Annotated in this window: 16 protein-coding genes; 9 read left to right on the plus strand and 7 right to left on the minus strand. The window is 62.1% G+C overall.

The features are described from left to right. Positions 1-16: 16 nt before the first annotated feature. From LZK81_RS14560 to LZK81_RS14570, 3 genes are all read left to right on the plus strand, one after another. Complete coding sequence (locus LZK81_RS14560; RefSeq protein WP_046603803.1) at positions 17-478, plus strand: Lrp/AsnC ligand binding domain-containing protein; 462 nt, start codon at positions 17-19, stop codon at positions 476-478. A gap of 234 nt (positions 479-712) precedes the next feature. Next, positions 713-1,360, plus strand: a complete 648-nt coding sequence (locus LZK81_RS14565) for a helix-turn-helix transcriptional regulator (RefSeq protein ID WP_233953728.1) — start codon at positions 713-715, stop codon at positions 1,358-1,360. 37 nt (positions 1,361-1,397) lie between these two features. Beyond that, positions 1,398-1,868, plus strand: a complete 471-nt coding sequence (locus LZK81_RS14570; protein ID WP_046603801.1) for a PAS domain-containing protein — start codon at positions 1,398-1,400, stop codon at positions 1,866-1,868. Between the two features lie 15 nt (positions 1,869-1,883). Here LZK81_RS14570 and LZK81_RS14575 read toward each other — a convergent pair whose 3' ends face one another. The 4 genes from LZK81_RS14575 to LZK81_RS14590 form a co-directional block, all read right to left on the minus strand. Then, positions 1,884-3,032 carry a DUF2333 family protein gene (locus LZK81_RS14575; protein ID WP_233953729.1) on the minus strand — a complete coding sequence of 383 codons (1,149 nt, stop codon included), beginning with the start codon at positions 3,030-3,032 and terminating at the stop codon, positions 1,884-1,886. A 136-nt stretch (positions 3,033-3,168) separates the two neighbouring features. Next, positions 3,169-4,101 (minus strand): hypothetical protein, encoded by a 933-nt coding sequence (locus LZK81_RS14580; protein WP_233953730.1) that lies wholly within the window; start codon positions 4,099-4,101, stop codon positions 3,169-3,171. Positions 4,102-4,202: 101 nt separating this feature from the next. After that, a complete protein-coding gene (locus LZK81_RS14585) occupies positions 4,203-4,649 on the minus strand; it encodes a pseudoazurin (protein WP_233953731.1) in 447 nt (148 codons plus the stop codon). Between the two features lie 161 nt (positions 4,650-4,810). Then, the gene (locus LZK81_RS14590; protein WP_046609216.1) at positions 4,811-5,392 is read right to left on the minus strand and encodes a thymidine kinase; all 582 of its coding nucleotides are present in this window, start codon (positions 5,390-5,392) and stop codon (positions 4,811-4,813) included. Positions 5,393-5,590: 198 nt separating this feature from the next. On the opposite strand from LZK81_RS14590, the gene LZK81_RS14595 reads away from it, so the two are divergent. The 5 genes from LZK81_RS14595 to LZK81_RS14615 all read left to right on the plus strand — a co-directional run bounded on the left by LZK81_RS14595 (position 5,591) and on the right by LZK81_RS14615 (position 9,814). Continuing rightward, positions 5,591-6,547, plus strand: a complete 957-nt coding sequence (locus LZK81_RS14595) for a choline ABC transporter substrate-binding protein (RefSeq protein WP_046603796.1) — start codon at positions 5,591-5,593, stop codon at positions 6,545-6,547. Positions 6,548-6,628: 81 nt separating this feature from the next. Then, a complete protein-coding gene (gene choW, locus LZK81_RS14600) occupies positions 6,629-7,471 on the plus strand; it encodes a choline ABC transporter permease subunit (protein ID WP_046609366.1) in 843 nt (280 codons plus the stop codon). Next, positions 7,468-8,523 carry a choline ABC transporter ATP-binding protein gene (gene choV, locus LZK81_RS14605; protein ID WP_046603795.1) on the plus strand — a complete coding sequence of 352 codons (1,056 nt, stop codon included), beginning with the start codon at positions 7,468-7,470 and terminating at the stop codon, positions 8,521-8,523. Before choW ends, choV begins: the two co-directional genes overlap by 4 nt. 96 nt (positions 8,524-8,619) lie before the next feature. After that, entirely contained in the window at positions 8,620-9,369 is a 750-nt protein-coding gene (locus tag LZK81_RS14610; RefSeq protein ID WP_233953732.1) for a HugZ family protein, read from the plus strand. Positions 9,370-9,493: 124 nt separating this feature from the next. Next, positions 9,494-9,814, plus strand: a complete 321-nt coding sequence (locus tag LZK81_RS14615; protein ID WP_037076453.1) for an ArsR/SmtB family transcription factor — start codon at positions 9,494-9,496, stop codon at positions 9,812-9,814. 135 nt (positions 9,815-9,949) lie between these two features. Here the strand turns inward: LZK81_RS14615 and LZK81_RS14620 are convergent, their stop codons facing one another. Both LZK81_RS14620 and LZK81_RS14625 read right to left on the minus strand, forming a co-directional pair. Continuing rightward, complete coding sequence (locus LZK81_RS14620; RefSeq protein ID WP_046603793.1) at positions 9,950-10,330, minus strand: response regulator; 381 nt, start codon at positions 10,328-10,330, stop codon at positions 9,950-9,952. A gap of 4 nt (positions 10,331-10,334) precedes the next feature. Continuing rightward, on the minus strand, positions 10,335-12,338 hold the full coding sequence (locus tag LZK81_RS14625; RefSeq protein ID WP_233953733.1) for a GAF domain-containing protein: 2,004 nt from the start codon (positions 12,336-12,338) through the stop codon (positions 10,335-10,337). Between the two features lie 341 nt (positions 12,339-12,679). Between LZK81_RS14625 and LZK81_RS14630 the strand changes: the two genes are divergently transcribed. After that, a complete protein-coding gene (locus LZK81_RS14630; protein ID WP_046609365.1) occupies positions 12,680-14,008 on the plus strand; it encodes an aspartate aminotransferase family protein in 1,329 nt (442 codons plus the stop codon). A 76-nt stretch (positions 14,009-14,084) separates the two neighbouring features. Here LZK81_RS14630 and LZK81_RS14635 read toward each other — a convergent pair whose 3' ends face one another. Next, positions 14,085-15,065 (minus strand): energy transducer TonB, encoded by a 981-nt coding sequence (locus LZK81_RS14635; RefSeq protein ID WP_233953734.1) that lies wholly within the window; start codon positions 15,063-15,065, stop codon positions 14,085-14,087. Positions 15,066-15,115 lie beyond the last annotated feature (50 nt).

Raw genomic sequence — 15,115 nt, forward strand, 5'->3', positions numbered from 1 at the left:
AAAAACGTAGCGAGATATGAAGAACATCGACCGTCTCGACCGAAAAATCCTCCGGGCGCTCCAGAAAGAGGGGCGCCTGAGCAATCTCGAACTCGCCGATCGCGTTGCGCTTTCACCCACGGCGACCGCCGAACGCGTCAAGCGATTGACCCGCGAAGGATACATCACCGGTTATAGCGCTTTGCTGTCGCCGGAAAAGCTCGGGCGCAATCTGCTCGTCTTCGTGCAGGTCAAGCTCGACCGCACCACGCCCGACGTTTTCGACGCGTTCGCCGCCGCGGTGAAACGCAGTGACGACGTGATGGAATGCCACATGGTGGCAGGCGGCTTCGACTACTTGGTGAAGGCTCGCGTCGCAGGAATGGAGGCCTACCGGCAGTTCCTCTCGGAGGTGATTCTCCCGCTTCCGGGCGTCAGGGAAACCCATACCTATGCCGTCATGGAGGAAATCAAAGGGACCGGATATATCCCCGTATAAATCTTGACCGCGTAACTCCATGAATTCATGGAAATAAAGTGAGCTTATATCGGAAACTGCGCCGGTTTCTGCTGCAGCGCAGGAAATTTCGCTGGCTATTCAAACCGATTGGTATATTTGTTAACGATCACATAAATCACCTGTCTGCTCGCCCGCATGATCACTTTGGAACGGCAATCGATTCTGAACAGCGAGATTTCCGCCGCGGACTCGCGGGTGGAAATATTTGCTGCCATGAAGCGCGTTGCCCACGAATTCGGGTTTCGGCACATCACGCTTTTCGCAGCCACCAGAGCGGATGAGACGCTGTTGTCGCGGATGATCGTCGAGACGACGCTGCCCGCAACCTATGTCCAGGAATTTGACCGCCGCCGGCTTCTGAAGCTCTGTCCGGTTGCGTCGATCATCTCGAAATCCGCTCTTCCCTGCTGTTGGTCGATCGGCGATCCTGAAAGCGTACGCGGTTTCCCGGTTCCGGCAGAGATGGACGAATTGCAGCGCCGCTACGACATTATCACCAGCGTCGCGATGGCGGTGCATTCGATCGATGGCGGCCGCTTCATGCTGCGCTTCGACGGCGTGCGGCATCGGTTGAGCCAGGTGGAGCTCAACGAGATCGGCATGATCGTGCTGCATGCGTTCGATGTCTTCGACAAGCTCCGCCGCAGTGCCAGGACCGGTTCCGCTGGGCCTCTTACCACCCGCGAGCTGGAGGTCGTCCGCTGGACGGCGCAGGGCAAGACATCCTCCGAGATCGGGCGGATTCTTTCCCTCTCGGATCACACCGTTAACGCATATATGACCAATGCCATAAAGAAACTGGATTGCGTCAACCGCACCCAGTTGGTAGCTAAGGCATTGAGATTGAGACTCATAGTGTGAGGTTGGGGCGTTTCTCCCGGCCTATGGGAGAAAAAGATTGACGTTTTGGGTCGAACACACCGAAAAACGCGTCAATACTCAATACCTGGAAGTGGGACTCTCGACAGACGAGGTGGTTGAACTTGCCTCGGCCTTCCGTTTCTACGGTTATTGGCGGATCGATCTGGACAGCGGCCACTTCTTCGTGACCGAAGATGTCTGCCGCATATTCGGACTGGAGCCGAAGAACGGCCCGATGAACATGGTCGCCCTCACCGCGCGCATCCATCCCGACGACATGCCGCAACTGATGGAAACCTTCGAGCGCGCCAGCGGCGAGCGCCTGACCTACCACAACATCTATCGCATCAAAGCCGATGCGCAGGACTACAAATACGTCCGCAGCGTCGGTAAATTCCGCGACAAACCGGGCACGAGCGGCGAGGTCGTCGGCATCACCTACGAGTTCTTTGCCGAACGCCCCGGCGTGACGTTTTTTCTCGACGATCAAAATCCGCCGAAAACCTGACCGGCTCCGGCCGGCTTACCGGTCCAGCACCGAGCGCAATTCCACCAGGTTCGAGCGGACCCGGAGAGTATAGAAGCCCATCACCGCCAGATGACTCGGCATGATCCAGCCGTCCTCGCGGCCGTTGGAGATGATCGCCGGCTGGATGCGCAGCGCCGACTTGAACTGCGACAGCGTATCGGTCCAGAGCGGCCCGATATTGCGCTCGCGGATCACCTGGGAGAAATCCGCGCCTGCCGCCGAAAGCACGGCATAATAGCCGTAGAGCTGGCCATAGGCGAACCAGAAGCGGTCGTCAGCACGCGTATCGAACCAGCCGGCATTGTAGTTCTCCGAACGCTCGCGCAGGATTGCCGACGTGCCGCCGAGATCGTTGGCGATCCGGTCGATGAACTGGATCAGGTTGTCGGCGCGGCTGTCGAAGGTCGCGTTGCAGGTGGTCAGATCGGTATTGAAGGCCCTCAGCTTGCCGATCGCCGCGCGATAATAGCTCGGGGTCGGGGTCTTCGGCCCAAAGGGGCTGAGCCCGAAATACCAGGAAGATTCGTCGAACTGGAGGTTGCCGCGGGCATCCTGTAGATTGTTGTTGATGCTCGAGGTGCCGCGCACGCGCCCAAGCGAATCGACGAGTTCCGTCGATGTACGCCGAACCGCCTGATTGACGCCGCGCTGGAACGAGGCCTTGTTGTCGAGGAAGGGGGTGTGATCCCAGTCGATACCGAAGAACCCCAGCCGATAGAGGAGCATCGAGGAGATCCAGGCATTCTGGTTGACGTTCATGTCGGTGAGATCGGCGGCCACATCGACGATCGCCGACGACTGGCATTGTTTCGCGCCGGTCGCCGGAGCGGTCGCATTGGCGCTTGCAGGAGCCGTTGCCGGCAATTCCTGGCCGGCCGGCACGTTGCGTTCCGACCAGCGATAGCTGTCGACGAAATTCGGATTGAAATTGGTCCAGACCTGCGTCTGCCAGAAGAAATAGCCGTAGAGCCCGAACATCAGCACCAGGAAGGCGAGGATGGGGCCCTTCACCATCCAGTGGCGCTGGCGGTACCAGCCATGTGCTGCCATGAACGGCCAGACGATCCAGGCGATCAACAGCCCTATGCCTCGCCCGACGGCCTGGCCGATCCCTTGAAAGAAGGCGGTAATCCGGTCGAGCATCGCTGTCTCCTCGTGAGGCGGTGTGCATCCGATTTGGCTTGGCTCACACATATGTGCTCGGCGTCACAAGCACAACGGGGGCGCAACGTTTCGCCGCAACCGCTGGAAACGGCCGCCTCGCCGATCCTCGGCAGTCCTATTGGGACCGGGCGAGCTTGAAGCCGAAAACGGTCGGCAGCCGAAAGCCGGTCGTTCCGCCGTCGGCCGCCTCCCCCGCCGCCTCCGTGGGAAAGCGTTCGGCAAATGCCTGATCGGCGCGATGCCGCCGGCGGTCGAGGCCGTGCAATGTCAGCAGCCCGCTTGCGAAGCGCGCGACCTCGGGGGTCAGATGCGGAAAGAGTTCGGGCTTCAGGCCGGCGTCGCCATGCCCGCTGGCATCGGCAACCATCCGGTAGAGGATGAGGAGGTTTTCCGTATCGGTGACCAGCTTGTGCAGAAGAATGTTGCAGGCGCCCACCCGGGCGTTGAGCCCGGCGACGAAATCCTGAAAGACCTTGATCGCGGGTTCGGTGCGGCCGACCACGTCCAGGCCGGTCATCGTGGCGCCGTACTCGCCGCGCAGCTTTTCGATGATCTCCGGTCGGTGGTCGATGAGCGTCACCAGATCGCCCTCCCTCTCCTTCCGCTGCCCGATCAGGAAGTCGCGCTCCTGCCGCACCAGACCGGCCAGCAGATCGGCACGCCGCAGAAGCTCCGCCAGCCGGTTGAGCGGCATGGGGCTGCGCCAGCGCGCCTGCTGGCGGCGATGTTTGGCGGCCCGGGAAACGTAGCCGATCAGTGTTTCGAAGCGGGTCGGCACCTCCCGATCGTCGAACTCCTGGGCGCAGATACCGATCTCGGCTGCCAGCTTGGCGACCAACCTGGCGGTTGCCGCTTCGACCGCCTGCCGCTCGGGCATCTCGGCCGTCAGCCGCTCGGCTTCCGCGGCCAGCTTCTCCTCGTCCGGCAGGGAGAGATTCCGCGCGGCTTCGGCAAGCAGGGACGAGACCGTACCGAGCGCGTCGCGCATCACCGCCAAAAGGCCGCTGATCCGCTCGATCTCGCCGTCGAAATTCTTAAAAGCCGCCACGCGCATACTCCCCGCCGTCGGAAGAGAAGATAACGCCCCCGAAAAATTATGCCACGCCGTCCCGCCTCGATTGCCGGGAAAAATTGGGACAGTCCGGAAAGTCAAAGCCCGAGCTTGGCGATTTCCGCATCAAGACGGTCCTTCGCCTTTTTCGGCATCTTGGCGCCTTTCACCGCGTCGAGATTGGCCGGGGCGTCGCCGACGACGATCACCGCGACCATGCCCATGCCGAAATGCGGCGTGCATTTGAAGACGTAGACGCCCGGCTTGTCGGGTGTGAAGGAAACCTCCTGGCTGATCTTGCCTTTGATTTCAGCGACGCCTTCCGGCACCAGGCCGGGCATCGAAACGACGTCATGCCCCTTGTCGACCGGCACGAACTTGATCGTATCGCCCGGCTGCGCCTTCACGGCTGCCGGCTCGAACACCATGACCTCGCCGTCGCTGCCCTTGTTGAGCATCTTCACCTCGATCTCGGCGCTGAAGGCCGGCAGGGCGAACAGGGCGAGGCTGGTGGCAAGCGTAAAGGTTTTTGCGGTCTTGCGCATGCGAGGCAACTCCTGCTGGGAACCACCGCCCATCGGGCCGAGGCGTTTCGGATGTGGCATCTAAATATGTTGCCGGCCGCAAACTTTGACCAGCGTCAATTTTCGCCTCATCGCCGCGGCATTCCGTCTCACACGGTGAACGGAGCTTTAAATTCCGAGCATCACTCGCAACGCATCTGATCTTCCCAGTGCCGCCGGCAGAGCGAGACATATTTCTCGTTGCCGCCGACATCCACCTGGGCGCCTTCGCGCACCAGTTTGCCGTCCTCGTCGAGCCTCACCACCATCGTCGCCTTGCGCCCGCAATGACAGATGGTGCGCACCTCGCGCAGCTCGTCGGCGATCGCCAGCAGCTCCAGCGAGCCGGGAAACAGCTTGCCCTGGAAATCGGTCCTGAGGCCATAGGTCATCACCGGGATGCCGACCCTGTCGGAAATCCGCGCCAGCTGCCAGACCTGTTCGGGCGACAGGAACTGCGCCTCGTCGACGAACACGCAGGCGACCGGTTCCTCCCCATGCATCGCCTCGATGTCCGAAAAGAGGTCGTCGGACGGCCCGAAGGGAATGGCGTCTGAGGAGAGTCCGATCCGCGAGGCGACCCGGCCCTGGCCGGCCCGGTCGTCCAGCGATGCGGTGAAGATCGCGGTGCGCATGCCGCGCTCGCGGTAGTTATAGGATGCCTGCAGAAGCATGGTCGACTTGCCGGCGTTCATGGTGGCGTAGTGGAAATAGAGCTTGGCCATATCTGCCTTCTGATCGCGATCGGGATTCGGGAAAAGCCGTCTTTGCCGAAAACCACAGGAAACTGTAGACTGCGCAACGCTGCGCGAGAAAGTCACAAATGTCGCAAATGCACCCCCTTCTCCGCCGCGAATGCGCGCGCTTGCCTCGGCGCAGCATATATTGATAATGGCGGGAACCAAAAAAAACGGGAGCAGCCCATGCGCATGACTACCTCACTGAAGACCACTCTCGCCGCTGCCGCGTCGATCCTCGCGATCGTCGGCACCGCATCCGCCGCCGAACCGGAAGCCTGCAAGACCGTCCGGATTTCGGACGTGGGCTGGACGGACCTCGCCTCGACCAACGCCTCGTTCATCCAGGTTCTCGAAGCGCTCGGCTACAAGGCCGACGTCAAGACCCTCGGTGTTCCGGTCACCTATTCTTCCATGAAGAACAAGGATATCGACCTCTTCCTCGGCAACTGGATGCCGGCTCAGCAGGGCGCCATCCAGCCCTATCTCGACGACAAGTCGATCGAGAGCATCGCCGTCAACCTCGAAGGCGCCAAGTACACGCTCGGCACCAATGCCGCCGGCGCCAAGCTCGGCATCAAGGACTTCAAGGACATCGCCACCCATAAGAAGGAACTCGACGGCAAGGTTTACGGCATCGAGCCCGGCAACGAAGGCAACGGCATGATCGTGTCGCTGATCGAAGCCAATACCTTCGGCCTCAAGGGTTTCGAGGTCGTCGAATCCTCCGAGCAGGGCATGCTGACCCAGGTCACCCGCGCGGACAAGGAAGGCAAGCCGGTCGTCTTCCTCGCCTGGGCGCCGCACCCGATGAACGTCGCCCATGAGATCACCTATCTCGCCGGCGGCGACGCCACCGTCTTCGGTCCGAACTACGGCGGCGCGACGGTCTACACCGTGGCGCGCGGCGGTTACGCCGCCCAGTGCCCGAACGTCGGCAAGCTCCTCAAGAACGTGAAGTTCTCGCTCGACATGGAAAACACCATCATGGGCAAGATCCTCAACGACGGCGAGGACGCCGACGACGCTGCCAAGGTTTGGCTGAAGGCCAATCCGAAGGTCATCGAGCCCTGGGTTGCCGGCGTCACCACCTATGACGGCAAGGACGGCCTCGCCGCCGTCAAGAAGGCACTCGGTCTCTAACAGTCCTGAAAATGTTTCCGGGGCGGCGGATCGCCTGCCCCGGAGCCCGCCCTTTCTCTCCCTATGGACGGCAGTTTTCTCGTGGATTGGATCGCAGATCATCGAATACCTATAGGTTCCTGGGCGAAGGCGGTCGTTGACTGGTTGACGGCGAATGCCGACTGGTTCTTCGACTGGCTTTCTTCCGTACTCCTTGGAGTGATCAACGGCCTTTTGTGGTGTCTGGCGACCCCGCATCCGCTGATCGTCATGGCCGCCATGACCGGGCTTTCCTGGTGGCTGCGCCGTTCCCTTGTGCTCGCGGCCTTCACCTTCTTCGGCCTGCTCCTGATCTTCAACCAGGGCTACTGGAAGGAAACCACCGAAACCCTGGCGCTGGTGCTCGCCTCGACGGCGGTCAGCATGGTGGTCGGCGTGCCGCTTGGCATCGCCGCTGCCCGCCGCCAATGGTTTTACGAAGCCATGCGGCCGGTCCTCGACCTGATGCAGACGCTGCCGAGCTTCGTCTATCTCATCCCGGCGCTGATCCTCTTCGGCCTCGGCATGGTTCCGGGCCTGATCGCCACCGTCATCTTCGCGATCCCGGCGCCGATCCGTCTGACCCGCCTCGGGATCGTCTCGACCCCGAGCTCGCTTCGGGAAGCGGCCGTCGCCTTCGGTGCCACCCCGTCGCAGATCCTGCGCAAGGTGGAACTGCCCTATGCCATGCCGCAGATCATGGCTGGCCTCACCCAGACGATCATGCTGTCGCTGTCGATGGTCGTCATCGCGGCGCTGGTCGGCGCCAACGGCCTCGGCGTGCCGGTGCTCCGGGCGCTGAATACCGTGAATGTCGCCCGCGGCTTCGATTCAGGCCTCTGCATCGTCATCCTGGCGATCATCCTCGACCGCATGTTCCGCACATCGACGGGAGACGGCCAATGACGGACTGCGTAGTTTTCGACAATGTCGATATCGTCTTCGGCGACAAGCCGGAACGGGCGCTGGCCATGGTCGACCAGGGCAAGACCCGCGACGAGATCAGTGCCGCGACCGGCATCGTCCTGGGCGTCGCCAATGCGTCGCTCACCATCCACGAGGGCGAGATCCTGGTGCTGATGGGCCTGTCCGGTTCGGGCAAATCGACGCTGCTGCGGGCCGTCAACGGGCTTGCCCCGGTCGTGCGCGGCAATGTCAGCGTCGCAACCCCCTCAGGTCCGGTCGATCCCTACAAGTCGAACCCGAAAGTGCTGCGCGACCTGCGCATGCACACCGTCTCGATGGTCTTCCAGCAGTTCGGTCTTCTGCCCTGGCGCACAGTCTCGGAAAATGTCGGCTTCGGGCTCGAGCTCGCCGGCGTTCCGGATGCGGAGCGAACCAAGCGGGTCAACGAACAGCTCGAACTGGTCAACCTGACCAAATGGGCCGGCCGCAAGGTCGGCGAGCTCTCCGGCGGCATGCAGCAGCGCGTCGGCCTTGCCCGTGCCTTTGCCACCGGCGCGCCGATCCTGTTGATGGACGAGCCCTTCTCGGCACTCGATCCGTTGATCAGAACCCGGCTGCAGGACGAGCTTCTCGAATTCCAGCGCCGGCTGAAGAAGACCATCCTCTTTGTCAGCCACGATCTCGACGAAGCCTTCCGGATCGGCAACCGAATCGCCATCATGGAGGGCGGGCACATCATCCAGTGCGGCACGCCGCAGGAGATCGTCCGTGCGCCTGCCGACCAGTACGTCGCGGATTTTGTGCAGCACCTCAACCCGATCAGCATGCTGACCGCCGGCGACGTGATGCGGACCGGGGTAAGCCCTGCGGCAGGCGCCACGACCGTCTCCGCCACCGCGCTGCCGACGACGCCGCTCATCGACATCCTGGATGCGCTGTCGCGTCAGCCGGGCGCCATCGGGGTGGTCGACAACGGCACGATCATCGGCAGCATCTCCTCCGACGACGTGATTGCCGGCCTGACCCGCCATCGCCGCCGCGACGCCCCATAAGCGGAGCCGCAAAGTCACCTTTCGTTTCGCCGCGCCGGATGCTATGTCGACGCCGAATGCGGCCGCCTCGCGGCGGACGAACAGGAGATCGACGAATTGGCCGACGAACAGCAGACCGACAAGCCGCAGGTGCTGCGCGATACGGATGACGACGCCCGCCGGCTTGCCCGCGCGCTGGTGCGCGGCGCGCGTTACATGGCGCTGGCGGTCCTCGATCCGGAGACCGGCTTCCCCTCCGCCAGCCGCGCGCTCACCGGCACCGATGTTGACGGTGTGCCGGTCATCCTCGTCTCAAGCCTCTCCGGGCATACGAAAGGCCTGGTCGCCGATCCGCGCTGCTCGCTTCTGGCCGGCGAGCCCGGCAAGGGCGATCCGCTCGCCCATCCCCGGATCACCGTCCAGTGCCTTGCCGAGGGCGTCGTGCGCGATACGCCCGAACATGCGCGCGTGCGCCAGCGTTTTCTGGATCGTCATCCCAAGGCCGCATTGTATGCAGATTTCGGTGATTTCCGTTTTTTCCGAATCACTCCGCAGGCAGCGTCCTTGAACGGAGGATTCGGCCGTGCATACTTGCTGACTGGATCGGACCTGGTGATTCCCGAGCCGGGGACGACAGCGGAATGGATGGACCTGCAAGAAAAGTTAAAAAATATGCCGGAGCAAGCGCAAAAAATTGCCGCTCGTCTCGGCACGGAAAACGGGAAAAACTGGCGCTTCGGAGGGGTGGACCGGGCTGGAATCGACCTTATTGCAGGAGATTTTCAACTCAGGCACGAATTCGACATTCTTGCGGAGTCTCCCCAAGCCGTTCTTGATTATGTTTTTGATATCGCTAACATACGATAACTGGTTACCTGAAATTTAGGGATATACAATCCCTTTTGCTCCTTGTTAATTTTCACCCATAAGACGATGGGCCGAATTTTGGAGCGGGGGGACCGCTTTGGAATACGAGGGGAATTTAAGACATATGGATACGATGGCACTTTCTGAGCATTCCAACGCAGCCGCAGGCCTGCTGTCTGCCATGGCCAACCCGAAACGGTTGATGATCCTGTGCTGCCTGGTGAAGGGCGAAGTCGCCGTGGGTGCGCTTGCATCGCAGGTGGGCCTCAGCCAATCAGCGCTGTCCCAGCACCTTTCCAAGCTGCGGGCCCAGAAGCTGGTGAAGACCCGCCGCGATGCGCAGACCATCTATTACTCCAGCTCGTCGGAATCGGTGATCAAGGTCCTCGAAACCTTGGAAGAAATCTACTGTGCTCCGGTGCAGAAGAAGTCAGCAGCCGCGTGAGAATGACAGCGCTGACATGACGTCGCGCTGCCCTGCCCCAGCCCCCGCCATGACGGTCGGGGGCTGGGGCATTTCCATGCCGGGCCGACCGACTGGATATCGCGCCTGCAAGCGCAAGGTCCGGGCATTCGCGTGTTAGTGCCTGGCCATGCGGTGCAGCGTGGCGGTCACTGTCTGCCAGTCGTAGGGTTTGGAAAAAAACACGCTGCGCTCGGGCAGATCGACATCGCTGAGACGGACATGTCCCGAAACGATGATGATCTCGATCGGCGGCCAGCGGTCGCGCACGGCAGCCGCCAGCTTCATGCCGTTCATGCTACCGGGCATGTCGATATCGGTAAAGACGATCCGGATATCGGCGCGCGCTTCGAGGATTTTGACCGCTTCGTCGGCATCGGCTGCTTCGACCGCCTCGAAGCCCGCGTCCTCCACGAGGTCAATTGCCATCATCCGCAGGAGCGGCTCGTCTTCGACAACAAGCACGATCTGCTTTTTCGACGGTGTGGATTGTCCCATACGGTCAATCTGCCTGTTCTAGCTGAAGGAGTACGGCTGTCATCTCAGCGCTGAACCCCGGATGATCATAACTAACGAGGACACCGCCGGTTCCGATCAACCCCATCCGAATAAGCTTGGAGCCGAACCCCTTGCGCTCCGGCTCGCGCGGAGGCGGCCCGCCGGTTTCCCGCCAGGAAAGGTAGAAGATCGCGCCGTCGCCGGTGCCTTCGATGCGCCAGTCGATCGCCACCCGCCCCGTATCGCTGGAGAGCGCTCCGTATTTCACCGCATTCGTCGTCAACTCGTGCAGCAGCAGGGAAAGCGAAAGCGAGCCTTTCGGCCCGAACCGCACGTTGGGACCCTGTGCGTCGATCCGGTCACGCATGCCGATCCCGTTCATCGTCCGGTCGACGACCGCGTAGACCGAGGCGCTCGTCCAGTTCTGCTCGAACAGGATGTCGTGGGCGGTGCTGAGCGCATGAAGGCGCTTTTCGAAGGCCTCCACGAGGCCCCGCTCCGCCACCGGCCGGAGCGTCTGGGTGGCGATCGCCTGCACCATCGACAGCGTGTTCTTCAGCCGATGGCTCATTTCCCTGTTGAGCATCTGCTGCTCCAGCTCGGCCTGAACCCGCGACATCGCGATCTGGATGCGATTGCCGAAGCTGCGGACGAAGGAAATTTCCTCCTCGACCCAGGGATAAGGCTGGTCGTGATGGATGAAGGCGACGAGCCTGAAGCGCCCGAGTTCGAAGATCGGCACGTTGACGAGCACGCGGATGCCAAGCGCAAGAAGCGCCGGCGCGTGGTCGCGGGTGCGCGGGTCGGTGGCGACGTCGGCGATGACAACGGCCTCGCCGCGCTTCAGGTCGTCGATGAACGACCCGTAGTCCCGGAAATGGTGCAGCCCGGCAAGGCTCCTGACGCCGGGCGCGCACCATTCGGGCGGCACCGACACCGTCTCGTCCGCTGCGTTGACGATGCCGAAACCGGCACGCGTCGCATCGAGCGCCTTGGCCATCAGATCGCCGGCAATGATCGCCATCGATTCCATGTCGCTGAGGTCGCGCAGCCTGTCACCGATATCGAGCAGGGCCTGCACCCGGGAGGCCTCCCGTTTGGCGGCGGTCACGTCCCTGACCGTGCCGATCATCTTGACCGGCCGGCCCGCCTCGTCATGGCGGAAGCTGGCATTGCGGGCGATCCAGCGCACGCCGTATCCCGGCACGCGAATGCGATATTCGACGTCGAGCACCGCATCCCCCTGCTGCCGGGACGTATCGTCGGACTGCAGGCCCTTGTCCTGTGGCAGCACCATGTCCTCGAAGACCCGCGTCGGATAGGTCTCGGCGATGGGCACGTGGAAGATCCGGCAGAACTCCCGCGAGACCCGCGTCATCGAGGTGGCGATATCGATTTCGAATGTACCGATCCTTCCCGCCTCCTGGGCCGCCAGGCTCGCATTGACGCTGGAGCGGATATTGGCGCTGATGGTCTTCTGGCGCCGGAACAGGTCGTCCTTGCGCTGCGAGATGCGGCGCATTTCGAGAAGCGCCACGACCTGCCGCGCAAGCGCCTGCAGCGCTGCCTTCTGCCCCTCGTCGAGCCCCTGCGACCGAGGCTGAACGTCGATGACGCAGAGCGTGCCGATCACCACCTCGTCCGGCGTGATCAGCGGCGCGCCGGCGTAGAAGCGGATATGCGGTTCGCCGGTGACGAGCGTATTGGCGCGGGTGCGCGGGTCGAGCTGCAGGTCGGGGATGACCAGCACGTCGGAACTGCCGAGCGCATGGGCGCAGACAGACTGCTCGATCGGCGTATCGCATGCCTCGAAACCGACACGCGCCTTGAACCACTGCCGGTCCCTCTCGACAAGGCTGACGAGCGCCACGGGCGTGCCGCAGAGCGTGGAAGCGACAAGCACGATATCGTCGAACTCAGGCTCCGGCTCGGTGTCCAAGATATTGTAGGCATCGAGCGCTTCCAGCCGCTCGATATGCATGTCTTCGTTGGGGTCGGGATCAGTCAATGAGGGGTCTCGGAATTGAAGTTTAACGCGATATTGGCAGCTTTCTCCAAAAGACCAGAGAGGCGCAATCAAATTTCACGTCGGTGGAAACCGCGCTGAAATATTGAGCCTTTGCTGAAAATCCGAAGGCCTGAACCGCCGGCTGCGGCGCGATCACCTCGACCGGCAGGGCTGGTCCGGACCGTTTTCGCCCGGACGCGGGAATTCGAGACAGCCCTCGCTCCGAAGGCGGTTGACGCCCCTGATCCCGCTGATAATTTGACCATGCAGTCAAAACTTGGTGCAATGACGCCGACCGGGAAATGGCCACCCGAAGAAACCGAATGGCCATGGAGAATGACATGTCCAATCGCCTGAATACCACGCCCAACGACCTGCGGGCGTTCTGGATGCCGTTTACGGCAAACCGCCAGTTCAAGCAGGAACCCCGCCTTTTTGTCGCTGCCAAGGATATGCATTACACGACCCATGACGGCCGCCAGGTGCTCGACGCCACCGCAGGCCTCTGGTGCGTCAATGCCGGCCACTGCCGTCCGAAGATCACCGAGGCGATCCGCGAACAGGCCGGCGAACTGGATTACGCGCCCGCCTTCCAGCTGGGCCATCCGAAGGCCTTCGAACTCGCCAACCGTCTGGTCGATATCGCGCCAGAAGGCATGAACCACGTTCTCTACACCAATTCCGGCTCGGAATCGGTTGAAACGGCGCTGAAGGTGGCGCTTGCCTATCACCGCGTGAAGGGCAACGGCTCGCGCTTCCGCCTGATCGGCCGCGAGCGCGGTTATCACGGCGTCAATTTCGGCGGCATCTCGGTCGGCGGCATCGTCTCCAACCGAAAGATGTTCGGCACGCTTTTGACCGGCGTCGATCATCTGCCGCACACCCACCTGCCGGGCAAGAACGCCTTCACCAAGGGCGAGCCGGAGCATGGCGGCGATCTTGCCACCGAGCTTGAGCGCATCGTCACCCTGCATGACGCCTCGACCATCGCCGCCGTCATCGTCGAACCGGTCGCCGGCTCCACCGGCGTGCTGATCCCGCCGAAGGGCTACCTCCAGAAGCTGCGCGAGATCTGCACCAAGCACGGCATCCTTTTGATCTTCGACGAAGTCATCACCGGTTTCGGCCGCCTGGGCGCGCCGTTCGCGGCACAGTATTTCGACGTCAAACCGGACATCATCACCACCGCCAAGGGCCTCACCAACGGCGTGATCCCGATGGGCGCCGTCTTCGTCACCTCCGAAATCCACGACGCCTTCATGACCGGCCCCGAGCACATGATCGAGTTCATGCACGGCTATACCTATTCCGGCAACCCGATCGCCTCTGCCGCCGGCCTGGCGACGCTGGAAACCTATAAGGAAGAAGGCCTGTTCGACCGCGCCCGCGACATCGCGCCCTATTGGGAAGCCGGCCTGCATTCGCTGAGGGATCTGCCGAACGTCATCGACATCCGCAACCTCGGCCTGATCGGCGCCATCGAACTCGACCCGATCGCCGGCGAACCCACCAAGCGCGCCTTCACGGCCTTCCTGAAGGCCTACGAAAACGGCCTGCTGATCCGTACCACCGGCGACACCATCGCCATGTCCCCGCCGCTGATCGTCGAAAAGCACCATATCGACGAGATCTTTGGAAAGCTGCGCGAGATCCTGACGAGCAATATCTGAGCCTTTCATCTCGACACGGAAAAGGCGGCCGGGACGCCGCCTTTTTCTTTTGTCATTACCGTGCCAGACATGGGCCTCAATCAGCCCACACGACCCGCATGTCCGCGATGATTCCGGCTATCGCCGATTGGCGCTCGGCGGCAAGGTCGGAGCCGTCGGCCGCGAAGTAGTTGATCAGCATCGGCATCTTTTCCACCATCGTATAGGCACTGACGCCTGAAACGGCGATCTTTCCCCGTTCCCGCAATGCCCGCTGTCCCAGATAGACGGCACGCTTGTCGCGTCCGAAAAATGGCGTTCCCTCCACCGGCGGATCCTGCCAGAACCGTGGCGTGAGTGGCCCGCTTTTCTCGTAGCGCTTTTGGAGGAAGTCAAGGTAAGAGGCCAGGTTTTCGGGAAGAGGCTCCTTGCCGCTATAGAATCGCATGACCGAGAAGACATGCTTGGGTCGGGTCTCCCGGCCGGCCTCGGACGTCTTCAGCGACTCGCAATCGATATCCAGCGACTGCAGTTCAGCAGCCCGTTTCGGCGGCGGGGTCAATGACTTCCAAACTTTTTCATGATAGCCGCCGCGCTTCGGATCAATCGCGCAAAACCCTTCCGGCACCCTCATGCCGACCTTCACGGGGCCGAAATCGAAGACCCGCACGCGCGGATCGCCCTTCTCGAAGTCCTTGGCTGCCTGTTCGCCCCTCAGCCGTTTTGCATTTGCATCCGGTAGGGCTCTGGTCGGATCGGGATGGAACGTCGTCTCGAATTCCAGCTCGCCATCGACCTTGTAGGGACTGCATCTCCGCACCGCCCTGAGAGCCGATTGAGCGAAGGCCTCGTTGAGAGGCCCCTCACCCCGGCTTTTGATCACCGCGTCCCCATCGAGGCTGCCGTCTGGCTTCAGTTTGAAAGCAATAGTCGCCGGCGTGTCGGCACCCGTCGGCGTGGACCAGCAGCGTTGGATCTGCGCCTCGAAAGGCAGTTCCTCATCGGGAGCCGGCTGGGCCGCGTAAGCGCCAGCTGCCGCAGACAGTACCCAAAGCAGACAAGCAAGAAAAAGACGCACGAACCACCCCCATCCCATGGCCGGCCGCAGGCACGCCTGGCCGCCGAAGA

The organism is Neorhizobium galegae, from assembly GCF_021391675.1.
Lineage (GTDB): Bacteria > Pseudomonadota > Alphaproteobacteria > Rhizobiales > Rhizobiaceae > Neorhizobium > Neorhizobium galegae_B.

Excerpts from the sequence above, each read along its gene's own strand:
- LZK81_RS14560 (WP_046603803.1), top strand. The coding sequence starts at position 17 with ATGAAGAACATCGACCGTCTCGACCGAAAAATCCTCCGGGCGCTCCAG.
- LZK81_RS14565 (WP_233953728.1), top strand. The coding sequence starts at position 713 with ATGAAGCGCGTTGCCCACGAATTCGGGTTTCGGCACATCACGCTTTTC.
- LZK81_RS14575 (WP_233953729.1), bottom strand. The coding sequence starts at position 3,032 with ATGCTCGACCGGATTACCGCCTTCTTTCAAGGGATCGGCCAGGCCGTC.
- LZK81_RS14585 (WP_233953731.1), bottom strand. The coding sequence starts at position 4,649 with ATGCGCAAGACCGCAAAAACCTTTACGCTTGCCACCAGCCTCGCCCTG.
- LZK81_RS14590 (WP_046609216.1), bottom strand. The coding sequence starts at position 5,392 with ATGGCCAAGCTCTATTTCCACTACGCCACCATGAACGCCGGCAAGTCG.
- LZK81_RS14595 (WP_046603796.1), top strand. The coding sequence starts at position 5,591 with ATGCGCATGACTACCTCACTGAAGACCACTCTCGCCGCTGCCGCGTCG.
- choV (WP_046603795.1), top strand. The coding sequence starts at position 7,468 with ATGACGGACTGCGTAGTTTTCGACAATGTCGATATCGTCTTCGGCGAC.
- LZK81_RS14615 (WP_037076453.1), top strand. The coding sequence starts at position 9,494 with ATGGATACGATGGCACTTTCTGAGCATTCCAACGCAGCCGCAGGCCTG.
- LZK81_RS14620 (WP_046603793.1), bottom strand. The coding sequence starts at position 10,330 with ATGGGACAATCCACACCGTCGAAAAAGCAGATCGTGCTTGTTGTCGAA.
- LZK81_RS14630 (WP_046609365.1), top strand. The coding sequence starts at position 12,680 with ATGTCCAATCGCCTGAATACCACGCCCAACGACCTGCGGGCGTTCTGG.